16 protein-coding genes are annotated in these 19,627 nt (G+C 64.0%); 6 read left to right on the top strand and 10 right to left on the bottom strand.

From position 1 onward, the window contains the following. Positions 1-42 precede the first annotated feature (42 nt). On the bottom strand, positions 43-1,035 hold the full coding sequence (locus A9K65_RS28735) for a membrane dipeptidase (RefSeq protein WP_013533002.1): 993 nt from the start codon (positions 1,033-1,035) through the stop codon (positions 43-45). Between the two features lie 195 nt (positions 1,036-1,230). Here A9K65_RS28735 and A9K65_RS28730 point away from each other — a divergent pair, with 195 nt between their 5' ends. Next, a complete protein-coding gene (locus A9K65_RS28730; RefSeq protein WP_064995047.1) occupies positions 1,231-2,502 on the top strand; it encodes an FAD-binding oxidoreductase in 1,272 nt (423 codons plus the stop codon). Positions 2,503-2,505: 3 nt separating this feature from the next. On the opposite strand, the gene A9K65_RS28725 is transcribed toward A9K65_RS28730, so the two are convergent. Beyond that, entirely contained in the window at positions 2,506-3,423 is a 918-nt protein-coding gene (locus A9K65_RS28725; protein ID WP_064995048.1) for a LysR family transcriptional regulator, read from the bottom strand. Between the two features lie 128 nt (positions 3,424-3,551). Between A9K65_RS28725 and A9K65_RS28720 the strand changes: the two genes are divergently transcribed. Together A9K65_RS28720 and A9K65_RS28715 are read left to right on the top strand one after the other, a co-directional pair. Next, entirely contained in the window at positions 3,552-4,913 is a 1,362-nt protein-coding gene (locus A9K65_RS28720) for an aromatic ring-hydroxylating dioxygenase subunit alpha (protein WP_198327532.1), read from the top strand. 59 nt (positions 4,914-4,972) lie between these two features. Continuing rightward, a complete protein-coding gene (locus A9K65_RS28715; RefSeq protein ID WP_064995050.1) occupies positions 4,973-6,619 on the top strand; it encodes an acetolactate synthase large subunit in 1,647 nt (548 codons plus the stop codon). 48 nt (positions 6,620-6,667) lie between these two features. Here the strand turns inward: A9K65_RS28715 and A9K65_RS28710 are convergent, their stop codons facing one another. The 8 genes from A9K65_RS28710 to A9K65_RS28675 all read right to left on the bottom strand — a co-directional run bounded on the left by A9K65_RS28710 (position 6,668) and on the right by A9K65_RS28675 (position 15,760). Further along, positions 6,668-7,837 carry a substrate-binding protein gene (locus A9K65_RS28710; RefSeq protein WP_064995051.1) on the bottom strand — a complete coding sequence of 390 codons (1,170 nt, stop codon included), beginning with the start codon at positions 7,835-7,837 and terminating at the stop codon, positions 6,668-6,670. Between the two features lie 82 nt (positions 7,838-7,919). Further along, positions 7,920-8,621, bottom strand: a complete 702-nt coding sequence (locus A9K65_RS28705; RefSeq protein ID WP_064995052.1) for an ABC transporter ATP-binding protein — start codon at positions 8,619-8,621, stop codon at positions 7,920-7,922. 2 nt (positions 8,622-8,623) lie between these two features. Then, a complete protein-coding gene (locus A9K65_RS28700) occupies positions 8,624-9,328 on the bottom strand; it encodes an ATP-binding cassette domain-containing protein (RefSeq protein WP_013532995.1) in 705 nt (234 codons plus the stop codon). After that, the gene (locus A9K65_RS28695; protein WP_024502520.1) at positions 9,325-10,311 is read right to left on the bottom strand and encodes a branched-chain amino acid ABC transporter permease; all 987 of its coding nucleotides are present in this window, start codon (positions 10,309-10,311) and stop codon (positions 9,325-9,327) included. The genes A9K65_RS28700 and A9K65_RS28695 overlap by 4 nt, the downstream gene beginning before the upstream one ends. Beyond that, positions 10,308-11,225, bottom strand: a complete 918-nt coding sequence (gene urtB / locus A9K65_RS28690; RefSeq protein ID WP_245321927.1) for an urea ABC transporter permease subunit UrtB — start codon at positions 11,223-11,225, stop codon at positions 10,308-10,310. The genes A9K65_RS28695 and urtB overlap by 4 nt, the downstream gene beginning before the upstream one ends. Continuing rightward, positions 11,170-12,291: a class II histone deacetylase gene (locus tag A9K65_RS28685; protein WP_013532992.1), complete on the bottom strand. Its 1,122-nt coding sequence runs from the start codon at positions 12,289-12,291 to the stop codon at positions 11,170-11,172. The genes urtB and A9K65_RS28685 overlap by 56 nt, the downstream gene beginning before the upstream one ends. Before the next feature lie 83 nt (positions 12,292-12,374). Next, the gene (locus A9K65_RS28680; protein ID WP_064995053.1) at positions 12,375-15,101 is read right to left on the bottom strand and encodes a LuxR C-terminal-related transcriptional regulator; all 2,727 of its coding nucleotides are present in this window, start codon (positions 15,099-15,101) and stop codon (positions 12,375-12,377) included. Then, positions 15,098-15,760 carry a GNAT family N-acetyltransferase gene (locus A9K65_RS28675; protein ID WP_224673970.1) on the bottom strand — a complete coding sequence of 221 codons (663 nt, stop codon included), beginning with the start codon at positions 15,758-15,760 and terminating at the stop codon, positions 15,098-15,100. The genes A9K65_RS28680 and A9K65_RS28675 overlap by 4 nt, the downstream gene beginning before the upstream one ends. A gap of 203 nt (positions 15,761-15,963) precedes the next feature. Between A9K65_RS28675 and A9K65_RS28670 the strand changes: the two genes are divergently transcribed. Genes A9K65_RS28670 through A9K65_RS28660 form a run of 3 tightly spaced genes read left to right on the top strand, consistent with a single transcriptional unit; the run spans position 15,964 to position 19,625 of the window. Then, positions 15,964-17,259 carry an ArgE/DapE family deacylase gene (locus A9K65_RS28670; protein ID WP_064995187.1) on the top strand — a complete coding sequence of 432 codons (1,296 nt, stop codon included), beginning with the start codon at positions 15,964-15,966 and terminating at the stop codon, positions 17,257-17,259. Further along, entirely contained in the window at positions 17,256-18,314 is a 1,059-nt protein-coding gene (locus A9K65_RS28665; protein ID WP_064995054.1) for a phosphotransferase, read from the top strand. Before A9K65_RS28670 ends, A9K65_RS28665 begins: the two co-directional genes overlap by 4 nt. Beyond that, the gene (locus A9K65_RS28660) at positions 18,315-19,625 is read left to right on the top strand and encodes an aspartate aminotransferase family protein (protein ID WP_064995055.1); all 1,311 of its coding nucleotides are present in this window, start codon (positions 18,315-18,317) and stop codon (positions 19,623-19,625) included. The last annotated feature ends 2 nt before the right edge of the window (positions 19,626-19,627 follow it).

Genomic DNA, 19,627 nt, shown 5'->3' with positions numbered 1-19,627 from the left:
TGGATCAAGAGTTGTAGCGGAGATAGGTCTCTCCGCCGCCGCTCACTTCCAGATTTCAGCCGCCAGGCGCATGAAATTGCCGCCCAGGACATCGCGCACGGTCTGCTCGGACTGGCCGCGGCGCAGAAGAACCTCGGTCAGTTCGCGCATCTGACCTGGAGCCGCGTAGGTCGTCGCCCCCTCCGGATATTCGCTCTTGGGCCAGAATTGCGGATTGTCGGAAATGATGCGGTCGATGCCTTTGACATCAACCGGAAAGGCGTAGTCCAGTCCGATGCCGACATGATTTGGGCCAGCCAGGTCGACGAGATATTCGATGTGGTCAGCCAACCTGTCCGAGTCCGTGCGTCCCTCTCCCAGGAAACGATTGAGCCCGACGATCGCGACGATGCCGCCGGTGCGCGCGCAGGCCTTGATCTGCTCGTCGGTGATATTGCGGCCATGGCCGCACAAGGCCTTGGCGTTGGAGTGCGAGAAGATGACCGGCCGGTTGGAGTATTCCATCACCTCCATCGAGGTGCGATAGCCGGTGTGGGTGACGTCGACGAACATGCCGAGACGGTTCATCTCGTCGATGACCTCGCGGCCGAACGCCGTCAGGCTGGTCTCGACATCGTGGCAACCGCCGCCGGCCAGATTGTTCCTGTTGTACGCAAACAGGATCTGGCGGACGCCCAGATGGTGATAGAACTCCACCATCTCGATACGGCCGTCGAGCGCGTTCATGCCCTCGATGTCGAAGGTGATCGCCAGTTTGCCTTCAAGCTTGGCCTTGCGGATTTCCGCGACGGAGGAGACCAGCGTGTAGTGCTCGGGATTGGCAAGGATCCAGTGGCGGAAATTTGCGAGCGTCCGCACGGTCTGCTCCCAGGGCAACAGGTCGAAGCCGACATCGATCGACAGATAGTCGATGCCGGCGTCGCGCCAGATCTGCAGATTGTTCAGGTCCGCCGCCGGGTCCGGCATGAAGCCGGAATGCGCGTCCCATATGATTTCACTGTCGAAAATGGCCTGGGCGGCTGTCGAAACGCTCACTTTTTCCTCGCTCTCTCGGCGACACAACACAACGGAAAGCCGGATCAAGCGGCGTTCCGGACGTGTGATCCAGATGCAGTGCGCATCAAGTATCAGGCCACAGACACATGTGTCTAGACAGTCCGGGACGAGCCTGTATGGTCGCCGTCGCTGTATGTCGCTCCGACCGGAACATCGGCAAAAGGGAGAACAAAGATGAGTTCAAACGGAAGCCATGGCGGCAGCGATAGCAGGCATATCGCGGTGATTGGCGGCGGCATCATCGGCTGCAGCGCGGCTTTCCATCTGCTGCGGTCCGGCGTGCGCCGGGTGACGGTCATCGATGCCGGCCAGCCGGGTGCCGCAACCACAAGCGCCGGTGCTGGCTTCGTCTCCCATTGGTCCGCCGGCATGATCCCGCTCGGTGAAGAGGGCTTTCAGCTGCAGCAATATGGCCTCGATTTCTATCGCAGGCTGCACGAGGTCGGCGCCGAGATTGGTTATCGGCCGAACGGCACCTTGATCATGGCGCTGACCGAGGACGGGCGCGAACGCTTCGTCCGCCCGGTGCTGGATTCTCCCTATGCGCCGCCGGAAATGCAGGACCTGGATGCCGTGCAGATCGGGCAGAAGATGCAGGGTCTCATCGATCCGGCCCGGATCCATTCGGCGGCCTACAATCCGCATGGCATCCAGCTCGACACCAAGCTGGCGATGGGGGTGCTGACCGGCCAGACCAGCGAGCTCGGCGGCGTATTCCGCAGCAACACACGCGTGACGGCCGTCCATGATGCCGGCGATCGGGTGACCATCGAAACCGATCAGGGCAGCCTTGAGGCTGACGGCGTGATCGTTGCCGCCGGCGCCTGGAACAACCAGGTCCTGTCAGGCCTTGGCTGGCAGTTGCCGCTGCTGCGCATCGTTGCAACGCGCATAGTCACCGACGACCGTGGGTTGCCATCGACCATTCCCACCGTCCAGTGCCGCGAATTGCGGCTGTGGCTGCGCGAGACATTCGGCGCCGTCATGTGGGGAACCGGCCGGCACTACAAACCTCTCTACAAGACGAACGACAGCGAAATCGAACCCGGCCAGCCGCACAATATCGGGCTGATGCAGGAAACCTCCGAGCAGGAGCTTGCCGAGTTGCAGACGGTGTTCCCGCCGCTGCGCGGTTCGACGATCGCGAGCTGGGCGCAAGGCGTGCCGTGCTACACGCCCGACAACGGCCTTATCGTCGGCAAGGTCCCCGGCAGCGACAATATCGTGGTCGTCGGCGGCGACAATGAGAGCGGCGTCACCCATGGACCGGGTCTTGGCCGGCTCTCTTGCGAACTGGTCCTCGGGCAGACCCCGTTCGTTTCCGCCGAGCGGTTCCGTGTCGATCGCTACGCATCCGATGCTTTCAAGTCGGAAGCCGAAATCGAAGCCGCCATGCCGGTCTGGGGCGCGCGTCACGAGGCGTCGCGGTTTGGTCGCGAGGCCTGATCGTCAGCTGCCCCCGGCGCTTGCCTGCAAGCTGTCGCCGACGCTGCCGAGCAGCGCCTGCGCCACCGCCCTGACAACCGGGCCGGCGTTCTTCCTCATGACGATGTGGAACGAGCCGGCGTGGCGCCGCGAGGTCTTGGTCAGCCGGAGGAGCTGGCCGCGGCGCAGATGCTCGTCGGCAAATCCCGCCCAGGCGAGCGCCGCGCCGCGCCCGGCGATGGTTTCGTGCATCATCGACATGTAGCCGTTGAACCGAGGTCCGTCGAGTTTCCGGTCGGTTCCGACCCACGATTGCCAACTGTCGATCGCGCCCGGCGGCGTCACCTGATGCAGCAGCGGCACTGCCAGGAAAGCCTCAGGCTCCTCCGAGGCGAGCGCCGGATAACGCGCCAGGAACGCGGGCGCGCAAACCGGGAACCACTCACCCTCGAGCAGTTTTTCGGTCACGAATTCGGGCCATTGCCCGGCTTCGCCGAAACGGATCGACAATGCCACTTCAGGCTGGTCGAAATCCCTGTAGTCGGTGGACGTCTGCAGCAGCACCCGGCCATCGGCAACCTGCGATGTGATGAGGCCGAAGCGCGGCATCAGCCATGCCTGCGCGAAGTCGTGGCTGCAGCCGATCACGAATGTATCGCTGTCGTGCGCGGTCAAATCCTCGACCGCTTGCCTGATGGTGCCGAGACCCTCGCGGATCGCTTCGGCCAGCGTGTTGCCGGCCCCGGTGACGGCGACGCGGTTGCCTCTGCGCGTGAACAGCTCGACCGACAGCTGGCGCTCGAGATTGGCGACATGCCTGCTGACCGCCGATTGTGCGATGTTGAGCTCCTGTGCGGCCAGCGTCAGCCCGCCATGCCTGGCGGCAGCCTCGAAGACGACCATGGCGTTCAGCAGGGGAAGCGATGTCTTGAGGGTTTTCACAATCCAAACCTGCTTTCATGCCTTTTCGATATGAATGTCTATCATTTCTGTATTTGCCGCAAGCCTTTCCGCATCGCACACTCTATCGAAACGTCATTCGAACGCCAGCGAGCAGAAAGGTGTTTGCCGTGCAGGCCTACACATCGAACAGCCAGCCTATCGACAGAAGCGAGACCGTCAGGCTGATCGACCGGCAACGTCCGGACTGGTCGCTGGAACAGGCCTTCTACGCGGACCCTGCCATCTTCGCGCTGGAACGGGATTTGTGGTTTCCGCGCCAATGGATGCTTGTCGCCCACGCCAGCGAGGTCCCAGAAAAGGGCCGCTACATCGTGCGCCAGCTTTTCGACGAGGAGATCATCGTCGTGCGCTTCGGCGATGGCGAGGAGGACATCGCGGCCTACTACAATATCTGCACCCATCGCGGCTCGCGGCTCTGCGCCAAGGATGGTCGCGGCAAGCTTCTGGTCTGCCCCTACCATGCCTGGTCGTTCAGGCTGACCGGCGAGTTGCAGTCACGGCAGGATCTACCGGAAAGCGTCGATCCGGAAGCGCTGGGACTGCACCGCGTGCCCTGCAAGCATTTCGGCGGCCTCGTGTTCTGCGGCCTCGATGCCAATTCGCTGCCCGACATCCAGCCTGTCGCGGACGGGCTGACCGGCGGCTTGCGCGAAAACGGCCTTGACCGCGCACGCATCGTCGCGCGCAAGAACTATCTCACCAAGGCGAACTGGAAGCTGGTGCTCGAGAACTTCCTCGAATGCTATCACTGCCGGCCGGCTCATCCCGAATATTACCGCGTCAACGGCCATGTCAAAGTGACCGCGACCCGCGACGCCGACAAGGCGGTCGAGTGGCAGAATGAAATCGAGGCCTGGCACAGCGTCATCGGCGATGCCGAGTTCCACAAGGGCGCGTGGCAGGCTGGCGACCTCGACACGATGCCGTTTGCCATGCACCGCAAGCCGATCGGATCCGGCCGCAACACGCTGTCCAATACGGGTGAGGGGGTCTCATGCCTGATGGGCGGCCGTCACGCCTATGATGGTGGCGAAAGCGGCTTCCGCCTCGGACGCCTGTCGTTTGCAAGTGCTGCCAATGATTATGTCACGCTGTTCCAGATGATACCGCGCAGCGCCATGGAAACAGACGTCATCCTAACATGGCTCGTCGACAAGGATGCCGATAACGACGTCGACGCCGATGCGATCAGCTGGATGTGGGACGTCACCACGGTGCAGGACAAGAAGATCACCGAGGACAATGCCGACGGCATCATGTCGCGCGCCTACCGGCCGGGTCCCTATACGCCGCTGGAAAGCCAGACCTCGTTCTTCGTGCAGACCTATCTGTCAGAACTGCGTTCGCTGATCACCGGCACGCGCGGCGCACCGATCAGCCAATGGTCTGCGCCGAAGGAACTTTTCGCCTCGCCGAAAGCGGCGAGTGCAACACGCGCCTCTGACCCGCAGCCGAAGATGCCTCTTTGAGGCGTCGCGTTCCGATGCCATATGAAGGTGGCCGACGGAATGTTGCGGGAGAGGTGGTCATGACCAAAGGTTCGGATCTGTTCGTCGCGGCCCTCGAGAACGAAGGGGTCGAGCGGATTTTCGGCATTCCGGGCGAAGAAAATCTCGATATCGTCGAATCCATCCGCCGCTCCTCGATCCAGCTGATCCTGACCCGCCACGAGCAGGCAGCCGCTTTCATGGCCGCCACCTATGGCAGGCTTACCGGCAAGCCGGGTGTGTGCATCACCACGCTTGGCCCGGGCGCGCTCAACCTTTCGACCGGTTCGGCCTATGCGCTGCTCGGCGCGATGCCGATGATCATGATCACCGGCCAGAAAGGCATCCTGTCATCCCGGCAGGCGCGCTTCCAGATCGTCGACATCGTCGCGGCGATGAAGCCGCTGACCAAGCTGTCGCGTCAGATCGTCTCGCCGAAGATGATCCCCTCGTTGGTTCGCGAAGCTTTCCGTGTCGCCCAGGAAGAGCGTCCCGGCCCCGTACATCTTGAATTGCCGGAAGACATTGCGGCGGCCGAGTGTGAACCGGTAGCACTCGTGCCGACGCATCCGGTCGAACTGCCGCTGGCCAGCCCGGGCGCGCTTGATCGCGCCGCCCGTATGATCATGGAAGCCAGGCGTCCGCTGCTGATGTTTGGTGCGGCGGCGTCGCGACCGCGCGTGACTCCCGATGTCGCCCAGTTCGTGCTGCGGACGCAAATTCCCTATTTCACCACGCAGATGGGCAAGGGCACCGTGCCTGGCGGCACGGAGCTCTATATGGGAACGGCAGCCCTTTCGGAGCGCGACTATGTGCACGAGGCCATCGAACAGGCCGATCTGATCATCACCATCGGTCACGACACGGTGGAGAAGCCGCCCTTCATCATGGGGGCGAAGGGGCCGAAGGTCATTCATGTCGGCTATCATTCAGCCGATGTCGAGCAGGTCTATTTCCCGCAAGCCGAAATCGTCGGCGACCTCGGTCCTTCGCTGGCGCTGCTGGCCGACCGCATCGAGGGCAAGATCCCCAATGCACAGGCCTTGTTGCCGCTGCGGGAAGGCATTCTGAGCCGAATCGCCGCGCGCGCCACCGAAGATCGCTTCACACCGCAGCGCATCGTGCATGACGTGCGCGCCGTGATGCCGCCGGACGGGATCCTCGCCCTCGACAATGGCATGTACAAGATCTGGTTCGCGCGCAACTACCGGACGCGCATGGCAAACACGATCCTGCTCGACAATGCGCTGGCCACCATGGGCGCGGGCTTGCCGTCGGCGATGATGGCGGCACTGCTCTATCCCCGGCGCCGTGTCATGGCCATCTGTGGCGATGGCGGCTTCATGATGAACAGCCAGGAACTGGAGACCGCCGTCAGGCTCAAGCTCAATCTCGTCGTCCTGCTGCTCGAAGACCATGCCTATGGCATGATCCGCTGGAAGCAGGCGGTCGACGAATTTCCGGATTTCGGCATGACCTTCGGCAATCCCGACTTCGTCAGATATGCCGAGGCCTACGGAGCCAAGGGGACAAGAGTTGGCGAGATCGCCGATTTGCGGCAGGCGCTGGAACGGGCCTTCACCGGCGGCGGCGTGCACCTCGTCGTCGTGCCCATCGACTATTCCGAAAACACCAGGGTGCTTGTCGACGAATTGCGCGAGCGGCTGCCTGCGCCGCAAGCGAGCTGACGGCGGCAAAGCCGCCGTCAGGATTACCTGGAGCCGTTGCCGAAACGCCTACAGCTTGCAGTAAGGCGTGACCGGCGCGATGGTGCCGAAATCCTTGGCGATTTCATAGCTGATGCCGTCTGCGGCCGCCTTGCCGACATAGGAATGGCAGAGCGTGTGGTTGTTGCTGGCATCGACCCGGATCTTGCCTTGCGGCGCGTCGAACTCGATCGTCGGCAGCGCCTTGAGCACATCATCGTCCTTCAGCGATCCGGCCTTCTCGGCGGCCAGGGCGTAGAGATGCAGGCCGTTGTAGCCGGCTTCGCCGATGCCGTTGACCATCTTCTCTTTGCCGAACTTCTCGCGGAAGCTCGCGATGAACTTCTTGTTGACCGGATTGTCGAGCGCCATCCAGTAAGGCTGCGGTGCGTAGGTGCCGGCCGCAACGCCGGGTGGCAGCGCGTCCTTGTTGAAGACCTCGTCGAGCGGTGCGATCAGCGGCTGCTTGATGTCGAAAGAGCGATACTGCTTGAGCTGCGTGACCGCGTCATTGCCGACCACCATCGACCACACGACGTCGGGCTTCAGCGACTTGATCTTCTGGAATGCAGGGCCGAAATCCGTTGTGCCGAACGGATAATAGTCGGCGCCGATGATCTTGCCGCCGGCCTTCTCATAGGCTGCCGTGATCGCCTCGGTCATCTTCTGCGGCCAGGCATAGTCGGAGGCCATGACGTAGATGGTCTTGCCGAGGTTCTCGGCCACCCACGGCATCATCGGGTCGACCTGCTGCATCGGGATCGGGCCGGTGGCGACGAAGTAGCGGTTGCATTCGCCGCCCTCGAAATTGGTTGGGTAGAAGAACAGCTTCTTGGCCTTCGAGGTCACCGACAGCGTAGCACTTCGCTCCGGCGAAATGATCGTGCCCATGACCACGTCGACCTTGTCTTCGTTGATGAGCTTGCGCGCCTTGTCGATGGAACCCTTGGTCGTGGTCTGGTTGTCCTCGATGAACAACTCGACCTGGCGCCCGCCAATGCCATTGGCGGCGTTCAGTTCGGCGGCGGCGAGCTTGTAGCAATTGAGCAGCGTCTCGCCGAGGATCGCCTGCAGCCCGGTGATCGGGATCGACAGGCCGACCTTGACGGTGTCGGCGGCGCGCAGGACCGACGGCGCACCGACCATGGCGAAAGCGGCCGCGGCGCCGCCGGATTTCAAGACAGTTCTTCTGCTTATCATTGTTGTGTTCCCTTCCAGTCCCAGGCGCGCCCCATGCACGCCTTACAAGTCAACAAGCTCCCAGGCGCGCTTCAGGCGCGCCCTATAGGGCCAACAGATCCTTCAGCAGGGTCTCGTCGGCGAACGCCTCTGGCGCGCCTTCATGGACGATCCTGCCCTTCTCCATCACCAGGCAGCGGTCCGATGCCTTGAGAACGAGATCGAGATTCTGCTCGACCAGCACGATCGCGATGCTGCGTTCGCGCGCGATGCGCGGCACCAGCTCGGCGATCGACTGCACGATGTTCGGCTGTATGCCTTCCGAAGGCTCATCGAGCAGCAGCACCGACGGCAGGCCGCAGAGCGCGCGGCCGATCGCCAGCATCTGCTGCTGGCCGCCCGAAAGCGTGCCGGCGACCTGCGCTTCGCGTTCGCGCAGGATTGGAAAATAGCCGAAGATGTCGGCCGGAATGCCGCCGTCGCCACGGTCCTTGGCAGCGCGGGTGCCGACCTCCAGGTTTTGCCGCACCGTCAGCTGGTTGAAGATCCCGCGCCCCTGCGGCACATGCGCAATGCCTGCCCGCGCGCGGCGGAAGGCCGGCGCGTTCGTGAGGTCCTTGTCACCGAGAACCACCGCGCCACCGCTCGCTCGCAAGCCGCCGGCGATGACGCGCAGCAGCGTCGTCTTGCCGGCGCCGTTACGGCCGAGCAGGCCGACGACTTCGCCCGGCGCGACACTGAGGTCGATGCCGTTCAGCACCGGGAGCGGGCCGTAGCCGGCCGACACCGCCATTGTCCGCAGCATGATCAGCGCCTCCCCAGATAGACATCGCGGACCATTTCGTCGGTCTCGATGTCATGGAAAGGACCGCTGCGGAGGCGGCGTCCCTGATGCAGCACCAGCGTCTCGCAGTTCAGCGCCCGTACGAAGCGGATATCGTGTTCGACGGCGACGATCGAGAACTCGCCCTTTAGGCGCAGCAGCATATCGGCCGTCGCCAGCGTCTCCTGCGGCGTCATGCCGGCGGTGGGTTCGTCGAGCAAAAGCAACCGCGGCTCGATTGCCAGCGCCATGCCGATCTCCAGCCATTGCTTCTGGCCATGCGCGAGTTCGCCGGCCGGTGTGGCAGCGCGATTGCTCAGCGCGACCAATTCCAGCAATTCGCCAACCGGGCGCACAGGCGAGGGCGCCCCCCAGCGGGCGACCTTCACATTGTCTTCCACCGAGAGGCTCGGGAAGACGGACGGGATCTGGAACTTGCGCGCGATGCCGAGCCGGGCGATGCGATGCAGCGGCAGGCCGGCTATGTCGTGGCCGAGGAAGCGCACGCTGCCGCTGGTCGGGCGCAGCGTACCGGTCAACACATTGAGGAAGGTGCTTTTGCCGGCGCCGTTCGGGCCGATGATGCAGCAGAGTTCCTTGTCGCGTACAGTGAGGTTCAGGGCCTCCAGCGCCTGCAGCCCGCCAAAGCGGATGCCGACATTTTCGGCCTGGAGCAGGATGTCGCTCATTGTGCGCGCCTCCCGCCTTTGAACAGGGCTTTCAGTCGCGCGTAGATCGACAGGATGCCGTCCGGAAGGACGAAGACGATGATGACGAAGACACAGCCGAGCAATAGCGGCCACAGGCTCGGGTTGAAACTGCTGATCGTCTGCTGCGCACGCTGGATGAAGATGGCGCCGAGCACCGGCCCCAGCAGCGTGCCGCGCCCGCCGACCGCCACCCAGACGATGACTTCCGTCGACAGAAGCAGTCCGGACAGATCCGGTGCCACCAACCCCGCCATGCAGACATAGAGCGCGCCGGCAAGGCCGGCGATCGCCGCCGACAGGACGAAGGTGACGAGCAGCCGCAACGGCGCATTGTGGCCGAGCGCTGCTGCCCGGACTTCATTGTCCTGTATGGCGGTCAGCACCGTACCCCAGCGGCCACGGCTGATCGACCACAGCGCCAGCACGGTCACCGCGACGATGGCCGAGACGAAGATGTAGCTGGGCAGGTCCTGGCTGAGATCGACGTGCAGCCCGCCGACATCGAAGGCAATCGGCGGAATGCCGATCAGCCCGCTGTCGCCGCCGGTGACCGAGCTCCAGGAGACCGCCGCCTGCTGGCAGATGACGCCCATGGCCAGCGTGACGATGGTGAAATAGCTGCCACGGATGCCGCCGAAGAACAGGAAGTAGCCGATGATGGCGGAGACCAAGGCCGCACCGGCCACCGCACCGATGATGCCAAGCAGGCTGGCGAAGGAGATCGCATCGTTGAGCGTGATCAGCGCCATGATGTAGCCGCCGATGCCGAAAAACGCAGCGTGGCCGAAACACAGGATTCCAGTGCGGCCCCAGAAGAAGTCGAGGCTCGCGGCGAACAGGCCGAAGATCAGCGCATCGCGGATCACGGTCAGCTGATACCCGCCGACAAAGAACGGATAGATGATCGCGAGCGCCACGCAGGCGGCGAAGATCAGCAGCCAGTTGCGGTCGCGGGCGATCATCGCGACGCTCCGTTGAACAGGCCGTTGGGCCGAAGCCGGACAGCGACGATGGCCGCCAGCAGCACGACCGCCTGCGCCAGCGACGGCGAGATCTGATAATTGAGGATGCTGGTCAGCCCGCCGACGAAGACGCTGCCAGCGACGAGGCCGCCGATCGAGCCGACGCCGCCGACAATGACGACGAAGAAGGCGTTGGCGAGATAGTTCACCCCCATCTGCGGCAGCACGATCGCCAGCGGCGCGACCAGTCCGCCGGCGAGCCCGGCGATGGCCGCGCCAAAGGTGAAGGCGATGGCGTAGGTGCGCCGCGTGTTGATGCCGACGCCCTCGGCCATTTCGCGGTTCTGGATGACGGTGCGGATGTCGAGACCGAAGGACGTGCGGCTGATCAGCAGGATGACGCCGAGCAAGGTCAGCATGGCGATGCCGATCAGGATCAGCCGATAGGCCGGGTAGACGGTGAAGAAGAGGTCGAGCGTGCCCTCGATAGGCGGCGTCACCGGCTTGGCGCCGAGACCGAAGATCAGTTCCAGCCCTTGCTGCAGGATCAGGCTGACGCCCCAGGTGGCAAGCACAGTTGAGACCGGCCTGGAATAGAGATGGCGGATGATGGCGAATTCGAGGATGCAGCCGATCACCGCGCCGGCGATGGGGGCAGCCACCAGCCCTAGCCAGAACGAGCCACCCATGCTCTGGACGAAATAGACCGCGAAGGCGCCGACGGTGACGAACTCGCCATGTGCCAAATTGGTCACGTTCATCAGGCCGAAGCTGATCGCCAGCCCGAGCCCGACCAGCATCAGGATACTGATCAGCGTCAGCGCATTGAGCAGCGTGGTGATGACGAAATCCATCGCGTCAGGCCGCACTGGCGAGACGTTGGCGCAGGCCGGCGAGCAGGCCTTCGGCGGCATCGATCACCGCGGCCTGATGAAGCTGCAGGTCTTGCCCGGCCCATTCGTCGATATGGTCCGACAAAGGGTCGACCACTTCGGTACGGTGATTGGCTAGCGTCTCGATGACGGCATGGCCGCAGAACGGCACATAGCCCTCGGAGTAGCCGCCTTCATGGGTCATCATCAGGCGCCCTTGCGAGGTCTCGGCGGCCAGCGCAACCATGCGCGCGGCGAGACGCCTGAAGCATTCGCTGTTGAGCATCATGCGGCCGAGTGGATCGAAGCCGGACGCATCGAAGCCGGAGGCGACGATGACGAGGTCCGGCCTGTAGGCGCGCAGTGCCGGCGCGACAACGCGGTCGAAAGTCGCTTCATAAGCACCGGTTCCGCTGCCGGCCGGCAGCGGGATGTTGATGTTAAAGCCCTCGCCGGCATCTTTCCCGTTGTCGGCCAGCGCACCGCGCCCGGTCGGATAGAGATTGTCCTGGTGCACGGAAATGGTCAGAACCGACGGGTCGGAATAGAACACCGTCTCGGTGCCGTTGCCGTGATGCACATCCCAGTCGACTATCGCCGCGCGCCCGAGCAGGCCTTCATGCTGCAGCCGGCGGACAGCGACGCCAATGTTGGAGAACAGGCAGTTGCCCATCGCCTGGTCGGGCTCGGCATGGTGTCCCGGCGGCCGCGCCAGCGCATAGGCATTGTCGACGCGGCCCGTCAGCACGGCGCGCATCGCGGCATAGGTGGTGCCGGCCGACAGCAGCGCGATGTCAAAACTGTTGAGGCCGATCGGCGCCTGCGGCCCGGCGAAACCGGAGCCGCGTTCGCTGAGCATGCGAATATCGTCGACATGGCGTTGCGTGTGCACGCGCAACAGGTCGTCGACCGAGACCGGCTCGGGGATGATCGGCACCAGATGCCGCGACAGGCCGCTGACCTGGATGAGGTTGTTCAGCCGGCGCTTGGAGCCAGGGGATTCCAGATGCCGGCCGGGTTCCACGAAACGGCCGGGCGGCATCATGTCGGCGCTGGAGCCGGTGTCATGCCACATCAGCTGTTCGTGAAAAACGTAGCCTGTCGCCATCCGCAGCGTCCTCTGAAAACCAGGTGACGCTAGCAGGCTAACGATCAGATGGCCCGACCCGAAAGTGGGGTCGCGCCTCTTATCTATGCCCCTCCTTTCGGAGGGGTATGGGCGCCTGCAGATCCTTGCGCAGCGCGCACCGCCTGCACCCGGTTGGTCACCGCGAGCTTGCCGAAAATGTTCTTCAGATGCCATTTCACCGTGGTCTCGCTCACCGACAACGCCAAGGCGATATCGCGGTTGGACATGCCCTCGGTGAGATAGCGCAGCAGTTCGGCCTCGCGCTGGGTGAGCTGTTCCTTGTCGGCGGCTGGTGCGGCCAGCTTGCGCGTCGCAACAGGCATCGCCTGCGCGGCATCGATGATGCGCGACGCATAGGCTGACAGTGCGGGATCGGTCTTCGCCTGAGCCGCGCGCAGCCGCATCAACCCTTCGACAACAGGCCTTCCCTCGTCGACGAAAGAACGGATGAAGCCGGAGGGTTGGGCGAGACGCAACGCATTGAGGAGATTGCGGTCTGCCTCGCGTTGGTCGTGGGCAGCGCTGGCCGCTTTGGCGCGCAGGATCAGCGCCAATATATGGCGGCGCATGCGCCCGCTGTCTTTCGTGCGCTCGAGCAGCGCGTCGAAAACCCCCGCGGCAGCGGCATAGGATTTCTCGGCCGTCAGCAGGCGGCCCTCGGCAAAGAACTCGAACTCGTTGGCGGTAGTGATGACCACCGAAGCCTCGGTCCCTTCGCCCCGATGCTCGGCCAGCAGCGCACGCGCCTCGGCAATACGGTTCTGGTCGAGCAGCACACGTATGCGGTCCTGCACGATCATCGATGCCAGGCGGCGATACACCGTGCCATGTACGCGTTGATAGACGCGCTCAAGCATATCCAGTGCCGCTTCGGTGCGACCGGTCAGCTGCAGCACGCGGGCATAGGTCGGCACGCTGGCCAGAGGATAGACGATGACTGCCGCGCCTTCGATCTGCGGTCCGAGATTCTCGACCAGGGTCAGCGCTTCGCCCGACGCATTGGTCTCATAGGCAAGTTCCGCAAGCAGCGTGCCGGCCAGGGCCTCGGCATAGGAGTTTGCACCGATCCGCGCCCGAGCCTCGATGATCGCGTTGCGCAGCAGCCGCTCGGCGGCGGGCAAGCGGCCCGCCGAACGCTCGATCACGGCCATGTAGCAATTGGCAATGGTGACGCCGAGCAGGCTGCCGCTTCGCTCATGCGCCCGGCGTGCCGCATCGATGGCGGCGCGTGCGCCGTCGAGGTCACCCAGCGCATAGAGGTTGTAGCCAATGACATTGGCGGTCGCGCCCTCCATGAACCAGGCATCGGGCGCGATGACGCGCAGGGCCGCAAGGGCTGTGTCGCGCGCCTGATCGAACTGCTCCAGCGTGCTGTGAACGGCGGCGGCGAGAACCACGAGCTCAGCCTCGATCGTTGTGCCGGTCATCGTGCCTGGGTCGTTGCTGTCGGTCGGTCCGGTCTCGACCAACTTGCGCGCATTGCTCAGCGTCTGTTGGGCAATCTCCGGCTGGCTGCTGTGCACCGCCAACCACAGCACGACCAGCTGCAGCCGAATGCGCTGGTCGATCAGCTTCCTCGGCAGCAGTGCCAGCAGCTGGCGCACGTAGAGAAGCTGGCACTGGGCGATGAGGTCGAGCGCATTGTTCTCCACGAACACCGCCGCGCGGGCCTGGTCGCCGGCGGCCAGCGCGTGCCCGATCGCCTCTGTCAGCATCTTGCGCTCGCCGAACCATTCGGCGGCCGCCAGATGCAGCGGCGCGATCATCTCCGGTTCGCGCCGTTCCATTTCGCGGCTGAGGAAATCGCGGAACAGGTGATGGTAGCGGAACCAGCGCCGCTCTTCGTCGAGCGGCACCAGGAACAGGTTGCGCGTCTCGATCTCGGTGATCGCCGCTTCGGCGTCGGCCGCGCGCATCACCGCCCGGCAGGCCTCGGCGCTGAAGCGTTCGAAGATCGAGCTGTAGAGCAGGAATTTTGCGATCGCCGGCGGCAGTTCCAGGAACACTTCGCCCATCAGGAAGTCGGCGACGTTTCGGTTGGCGCCGGTAAAATTGCCGATGACGGTTTCCGGTGCATGCGCGGCACTCAGTGACAAAGAGGCCAGTTGCAGGCCGGCGGCCCATCCTTCGGTGCGCGAGCACAAGGTCTCCACCGTGCCGCTGCTGACGCTCAGGCCCAGCTTGTCGTTGAAGAAAGCTTCGGCCTCGGATGAGGCGAAACGCAGATCGTCGGGGCCGATTTCGAAAACGTCGCCAAGCACCCGGAGCTTGCCGAGCTGCAGGTCGGGCAGGCTGCGTGAGCCGATGACGAAAGCAACATTTTCCGGCGCCTGCCGGGTCAGGCGCTCCATGAACCGCTTCACCGCCGGCGCCTCGACGGCGTGGTAATCGTCGAAGAACAGGGTGATGTCGGCCTCGCGCGCCGCCAGACCCGCCACAAGTGCCGCGAGCACGACATCGAGCTGCGGGATGGGGCTCGACTGGAAGGCAAGGTCGAGTTCCGCCGGGCTCTGGACCAGATGGCGCAGCGCGCCCACCAGATGCGATAGGAAGGCGCCCTCATCATTGTCCGTCGCCTCGCAGGACAGCCATGCCGTCAGCCTGCCGTGGCGTGCGATTTCCGCAGCCCATTGCGCCATCGTCGTCGATTTGCCGAAGCCGGCGGGCGCGGCGAACAGCACGATGCGGGTGTCGATATGACGCTCCAGCGTCGACAGAATGGTCTCGCGGCGCACCCATCGGCGATGGTGCGGCGACGCTTGGCTGACGGATTGCGGAGCTGTTCTCATCTAGGTCCGCACAGCCTGTAGCTCTCTGGGGGAGAGTCGCCGCAGCCGCTCCACTCCGCTTCGATCAGCGGAATTTGCGGTGCGGCATCGCGCGGCAAGGTTCCCTTGATACGGGGATCGTCGACGATCTCAAATCCGGTAGCGAAGGGCACGAACCCGCAGGCGCTGTAGAATCCGATGACGCTGTGATGATCGAAGCTGCTTGTATGCAGCCAGATGCGGCTCGGGTTGAGACGCCATGCGAGCTCCAGTGCCCCGGCCATCAGCCGTTTGCCGAAACCGCGGCCGGTCAGGGACGGGAACAGGCCGAAATAGGTGATCTCGATCTCGTTATTGTCGGCGGCGAAGAACTCGACCATGCCGAGATGCGCGCCGGTTTCGTCATGGCCGTAGTAGAGATGCTGGCGCGGGTCGGCGAAATGCTCGGTGATTTCGGCATCGGACATTTCGGAAACGCGGTCCCACAGCCAGGGTGCGCCGATCTCGAGAAAGATCGCCCGGTAGGAAACGCAATCGGGCGTCGTGATCCGTGTCATGCCCAAGGGGCGCGCGAGATCCGGCTGCGGCGTGCGCGCTTCCATCCAGGTCACCGCATTGGCAAGCTTGCCAGCCGGCAGGCGATGGTAGCCAATGGCGAGATCGGTGATTTCGGCGGGCATCGTGTCTTCTGTGATCAACGCATTCCCTCGTCATGTCTTCCAGAGATAGCAGTATCGGCTTGCTGCATCCGATGCCAACTCTCCAAGACCATGGCAGCATCGAACGGCAAGTCCTGGACTGAAAGTTTGGCGCGCATGCCTCTTGCATTTCACAGGAATGGCATATGAGATATGATACACCATCCAGATGAAAGTAAAATATGATGCCTGAGCGGATTGCGGATGAGGCCATTCTGAGGGCAGTCGATGATGGCTTCGCCCGACAGGTAGCGTTTCTGCAAGACCTCGTGCGCTTTCCCTCCCAACGTGGCGAGGAACACCCCGCGCAGTCGTTTATGGCCGCCGCCTACGAGGCGGATGGCTACGCGGTCGACATATGGCGCGTCGATGTCGACGTGATTCGCGACCTGCCGGGTTTTTCACCCGTGGCGGTCTCTTACGACGATGCCTTCAACGTCGTTGCTACCCACACGCCGCGAAACGCGACCGGCCGCTCGCTGATCCTCAACGGCCATATCGATGTCGTTCCGACCGGACCGCTCGACCGCTGGGTGCGCGATCCCTACGACCCGGTGATCGAGGACGGCTGGATGCATGGCCGCGGCGCCGGCGACATGAAGGCCGGCCTGTCCGCCTGCCTCTATGCACTGAGCGCCTTGCGTAGCCTTGGCTATCAGCCGGCCGCGAACGTGTATCTCCAGTCGGTGGTCGAGGAGGAATGCACCGGCAATGGCGCGCTTGCATGCCTGCAGCGCGGCTATCGCGCCGACGCCGCCTTCATTCCCGAACCGCTGGAGCCGCGGCTGATGCGGGCGCAGGTCGGGCCGATCTGGTTCAGGGTCGAGGTCGACGGCGATCCGCAGCATGCGTCGGGTGCATTTTCGGCCGGCGCCAATGCCATCGAAAAGGCCTTCGTCATCATCCAGGCGCTGAAGCAGCTCGAAATCGTCTGGAACGCGCGCAAGGTCGATGACAGGCATTTCCATGATCACCCGCATCCGATCCGCTTCAACCTCGGCAAGATCGAAGGCGGCGAGTGGACATCGAGCGTTCCGGCGCGCTGTGTCTTCGAGATGCGCGTCGCCACCTATCCCGGCCAGAGGCTCGAAGACGCCAGGGCCGAGCTCGAGGCCTGCATTGCCGATGCGGCGCGCGCCGATCCGTTCCTGGCCAACCGACCACCCAAGATGACCTACAATGGCTTCATGGCCGAGGGCTATGTGCTGGAGGGCGCCGACGAGATGGAAGCGGTGCTGCGCCGCAGCCATACCGCCGTGTGGGGCGAGCCGCTGACGGAACACGTCACCTCGGCGACCACCGATGCACGTTTCTTCGGCCTCTATGCCGACACGCCGGCGATCGTCTACGGCCCGATCTGCCGCATGCCGCATGGCTATGACGAGGCCGTCGATCTCGACTCGGTGCGCAAGGTCACCCAGACGATCGCGCTGTTCATCGCCGACTGGTGTGGCCTCGAACCTATCGAGGCTAAGCCATGAATGCGGCGGTGCCCGATGCGTTCGGCGAAACACTCGCCGAGGACGCACCGGATGTTTCCACGGCCGACGCGCTCGCCATCCTGCGCCGGCACTACGGGCTGACCGGCACCGCGCGTCCGCTGCCTGGCGAACGCGACCACAATTTCCATATTCAGACCGACGGCGAGGGCGAGTTCGTCCTGAAGATCTCCCATCCGGCGGAAGAAGCTGGCTTCATCGATTTCCAGAACAAGGCGCTCGACCACATCCTTGCGGTCGACCCCACCTTGCCGGTTCCCTCGGTGCGCAAAAGCCTCGAGGATGAGGCGCAGTTCGCGGTTAGAGTCGCTGGATCGGCGCCGCGCATCATCCGGCTGGTGACCTATCTGCCCGGTCAGTTGCTGTCGCGCTCGCCGACTTCCGAGGCGCAGGATCGCAATCTCGGCATCTTCCTCGCCCGGCTTGGCAGGGCGCTGCGCGGCTTCTTCCACCCGGCCGCCGGCAGCGACCTGCTCTGGGACATCCGCAAGGTCGCCAAGACACGGCCGATGATGGCGCACATCACTGATCCGAGTCGGCGGGCGATGGTCGAGCGCGCGATCGACTCCTTCGAGGAGCATGCTGCGCCGGTCATTCCCACCCTGCGCGCGCAGATCGTCCACAACGACATGAATTCCTACAATGTGGTGATGGATGCTTCGCGGCCGGAGGTCGTGAGCGGCATTCTCGATTTCGGCGACATGATCCATTCGCCGCTGATCTGCGACCTCGCCATCGGCGCCGTCTACCGCTGGCCGGCGGAAGGCCATCCGCTGGCACCGGCAGCGCGCTTTGTCGCAGGTTATCAGTCGCTCCAACCACTGGAGGAGGAAGAGATTGGCATTCTCTTCGATCTGATCCGTGCCCGACTTGCGCTCATCGTCAACATCGCCAGCTGGCAGGCCGAGCGTTTCCCGGCCAAGCGCGACTACGTGCTGCGCCTCGCCACCGAGGTCTGGGCTTCGCTTGAAAAGCTTGATGGTTTGTCGTCCACCGATGCCCGCCGCTATTTTCTCGACCATTCCAATCCGGAGTAGATGCTCGTGCCCCAGTCCTCGCCGTATCCCGCAAATGCCGACGCGGCTGCATCGGAGCGCGCGCTGCTCGAACGCCGCGCCAGGCTGCTCGGGCCGACCTACCGCGCCTTCTACCGCAACCCTATTCATCTGGTGCGCGGCAACGGTGTGTGGCTCTACGATGCCCAGGGCCGCAAGTTCCTCGACGCCTACAACAACGTCGCCTCGGTCGGCCACTGCCATCCGCGCGTCGTCGAGGCACTGTCCGGGCAGGCCGCAACGCTCAACACCCACACACGCTATCTCAGCGAGATCATCCTCGATTACGCGGAAAAGCTTCTCGGCACCGTTCCGGCCCATCTCGGCCACGCCATGTTCACCTGCACCGGCAGCGAGGCGAACGACCTTGCCATCCGCATTGCCCAGCATTCCAGCGGCGGCACCGGGGTGATCATCACCGATTTCGCCTATCACGGCGCCACCATAGCGACGGCGCAACTGTCGCCGGCGGCGGTCGGGGCAAAGGGGGTACCAGCGCACCACCGCACGGTGGCAGCGCCGGACACGTTCCGCGACCATGGCCGGGCCGCGCATGATTTCGCCGGAAATGTCGCCGCTGCCATAGAGGACATGCGAGCAAAAGGCATCAAGCCGGCGGCGCTGCTTCTTGACTCCGCCTTTTCCAGCGACGGCATCTTCTTTCCCGATGCGGCGGTGATGCGCGAGGCAGCCGATCACGTCAAAAAGGCCGGCGGCATCGTCATCGCCGATGAGGTCCAGTCCGGCTTCGGCCGGCTTGGCCAGGGCATGTGGGGCTTCGCAAACTATGGCATCGAGCCTGACATCGTCTCGATGGGCAAGCCGATCGGCGATGGGCACCCGATGGGTGCCGTGCTCGTGCGGCCGCAGCTTGTCGCCTCCTTCGGTTCGAACACCGGCTACTTCAACACCTTCGGCGGCAATCCGGTCGCGGCCGCTGTCGGCCTCGCCGTTCTGGAGGTCATCGAAGGCGAGGGGCTGATCGAGAATGCGCGCAATGTCGGCGCCTATACGAGTGAACTGCTGCGCGCCCTGCAGGGCCGGCACGGCGCGGTCGCTGATGTCAGGCACAACGGCCTCTATTTCGGCGTCGAGCTGACGGCGGACGGCGACGAGGCTCTGGCCGCCACCAAGACATCGGCGGTCGTCGAAGCCATGCGCGAGGACGGCGTGCTGATCTCGTCCTGCGGTCCGCGCGGCAATGTGCTGAAGATCAGGCCGCCACTGCCCTTTGCCAGGGACAATGCCGAGCAACTGGCCGAGACGCTCGATCGCGCTCTGTCGAACTGGTGATC

Source organism: Mesorhizobium sp. WSM1497 (assembly GCF_001672455.2).
Taxonomy (GTDB): Bacteria; Pseudomonadota; Alphaproteobacteria; order Rhizobiales; family Rhizobiaceae; genus Mesorhizobium; species Mesorhizobium ciceri.
Note: the sequence above shows the minus strand (reverse complement) of the source record. Positions and strands in the feature narration are given on the sequence as shown.

Coding starts and splice junctions, on each gene's coding strand:
- A9K65_RS28710 (WP_064995051.1), bottom strand. CDS start 7,837: ATGATAAGCAGAAGAACTGTCTTGAAATCCGGCGGCGCCGCGGCCGCT.
- urtB (WP_245321927.1), bottom strand. CDS start 11,225: ATGCCGCCGAAGGCCTGCTCGCCGGCCTGCGCCAACGTCTCGCCAGTG.
- A9K65_RS28705 (WP_064995052.1), bottom strand. CDS start 8,621: ATGCTGCGGACAATGGCGGTGTCGGCCGGCTACGGCCCGCTCCCGGTG.
- A9K65_RS28675 (WP_224673970.1), bottom strand. CDS start 15,760: ATGCCCGCCGAAATCACCGATCTCGCCATTGGCTACCATCGCCTGCCG.
- A9K65_RS28700 (WP_013532995.1), bottom strand. CDS start 9,328: ATGAGCGACATCCTGCTCCAGGCCGAAAATGTCGGCATCCGCTTTGGC.
- A9K65_RS28715 (WP_064995050.1), top strand. CDS start 4,973: ATGACCAAAGGTTCGGATCTGTTCGTCGCGGCCCTCGAGAACGAAGGG.
- A9K65_RS28670 (WP_064995187.1), top strand. CDS start 15,964: ATGCCTGAGCGGATTGCGGATGAGGCCATTCTGAGGGCAGTCGATGAT.
- A9K65_RS28660 (WP_064995055.1), top strand. CDS start 18,315: ATGCTCGTGCCCCAGTCCTCGCCGTATCCCGCAAATGCCGACGCGGCT.
- A9K65_RS28685 (WP_013532992.1), bottom strand. CDS start 12,291: ATGGCGACAGGCTACGTTTTTCACGAACAGCTGATGTGGCATGACACC.
- A9K65_RS28695 (WP_024502520.1), bottom strand. CDS start 10,311: ATGATCGCCCGCGACCGCAACTGGCTGCTGATCTTCGCCGCCTGCGTG.
- A9K65_RS28730 (WP_064995047.1), top strand. CDS start 1,231: ATGAGTTCAAACGGAAGCCATGGCGGCAGCGATAGCAGGCATATCGCG.
- A9K65_RS28680 (WP_064995053.1), bottom strand. CDS start 15,101: ATGAGAACAGCTCCGCAATCCGTCAGCCAAGCGTCGCCGCACCATCGC.
- A9K65_RS28665 (WP_064995054.1), top strand. CDS start 17,256: ATGAATGCGGCGGTGCCCGATGCGTTCGGCGAAACACTCGCCGAGGAC.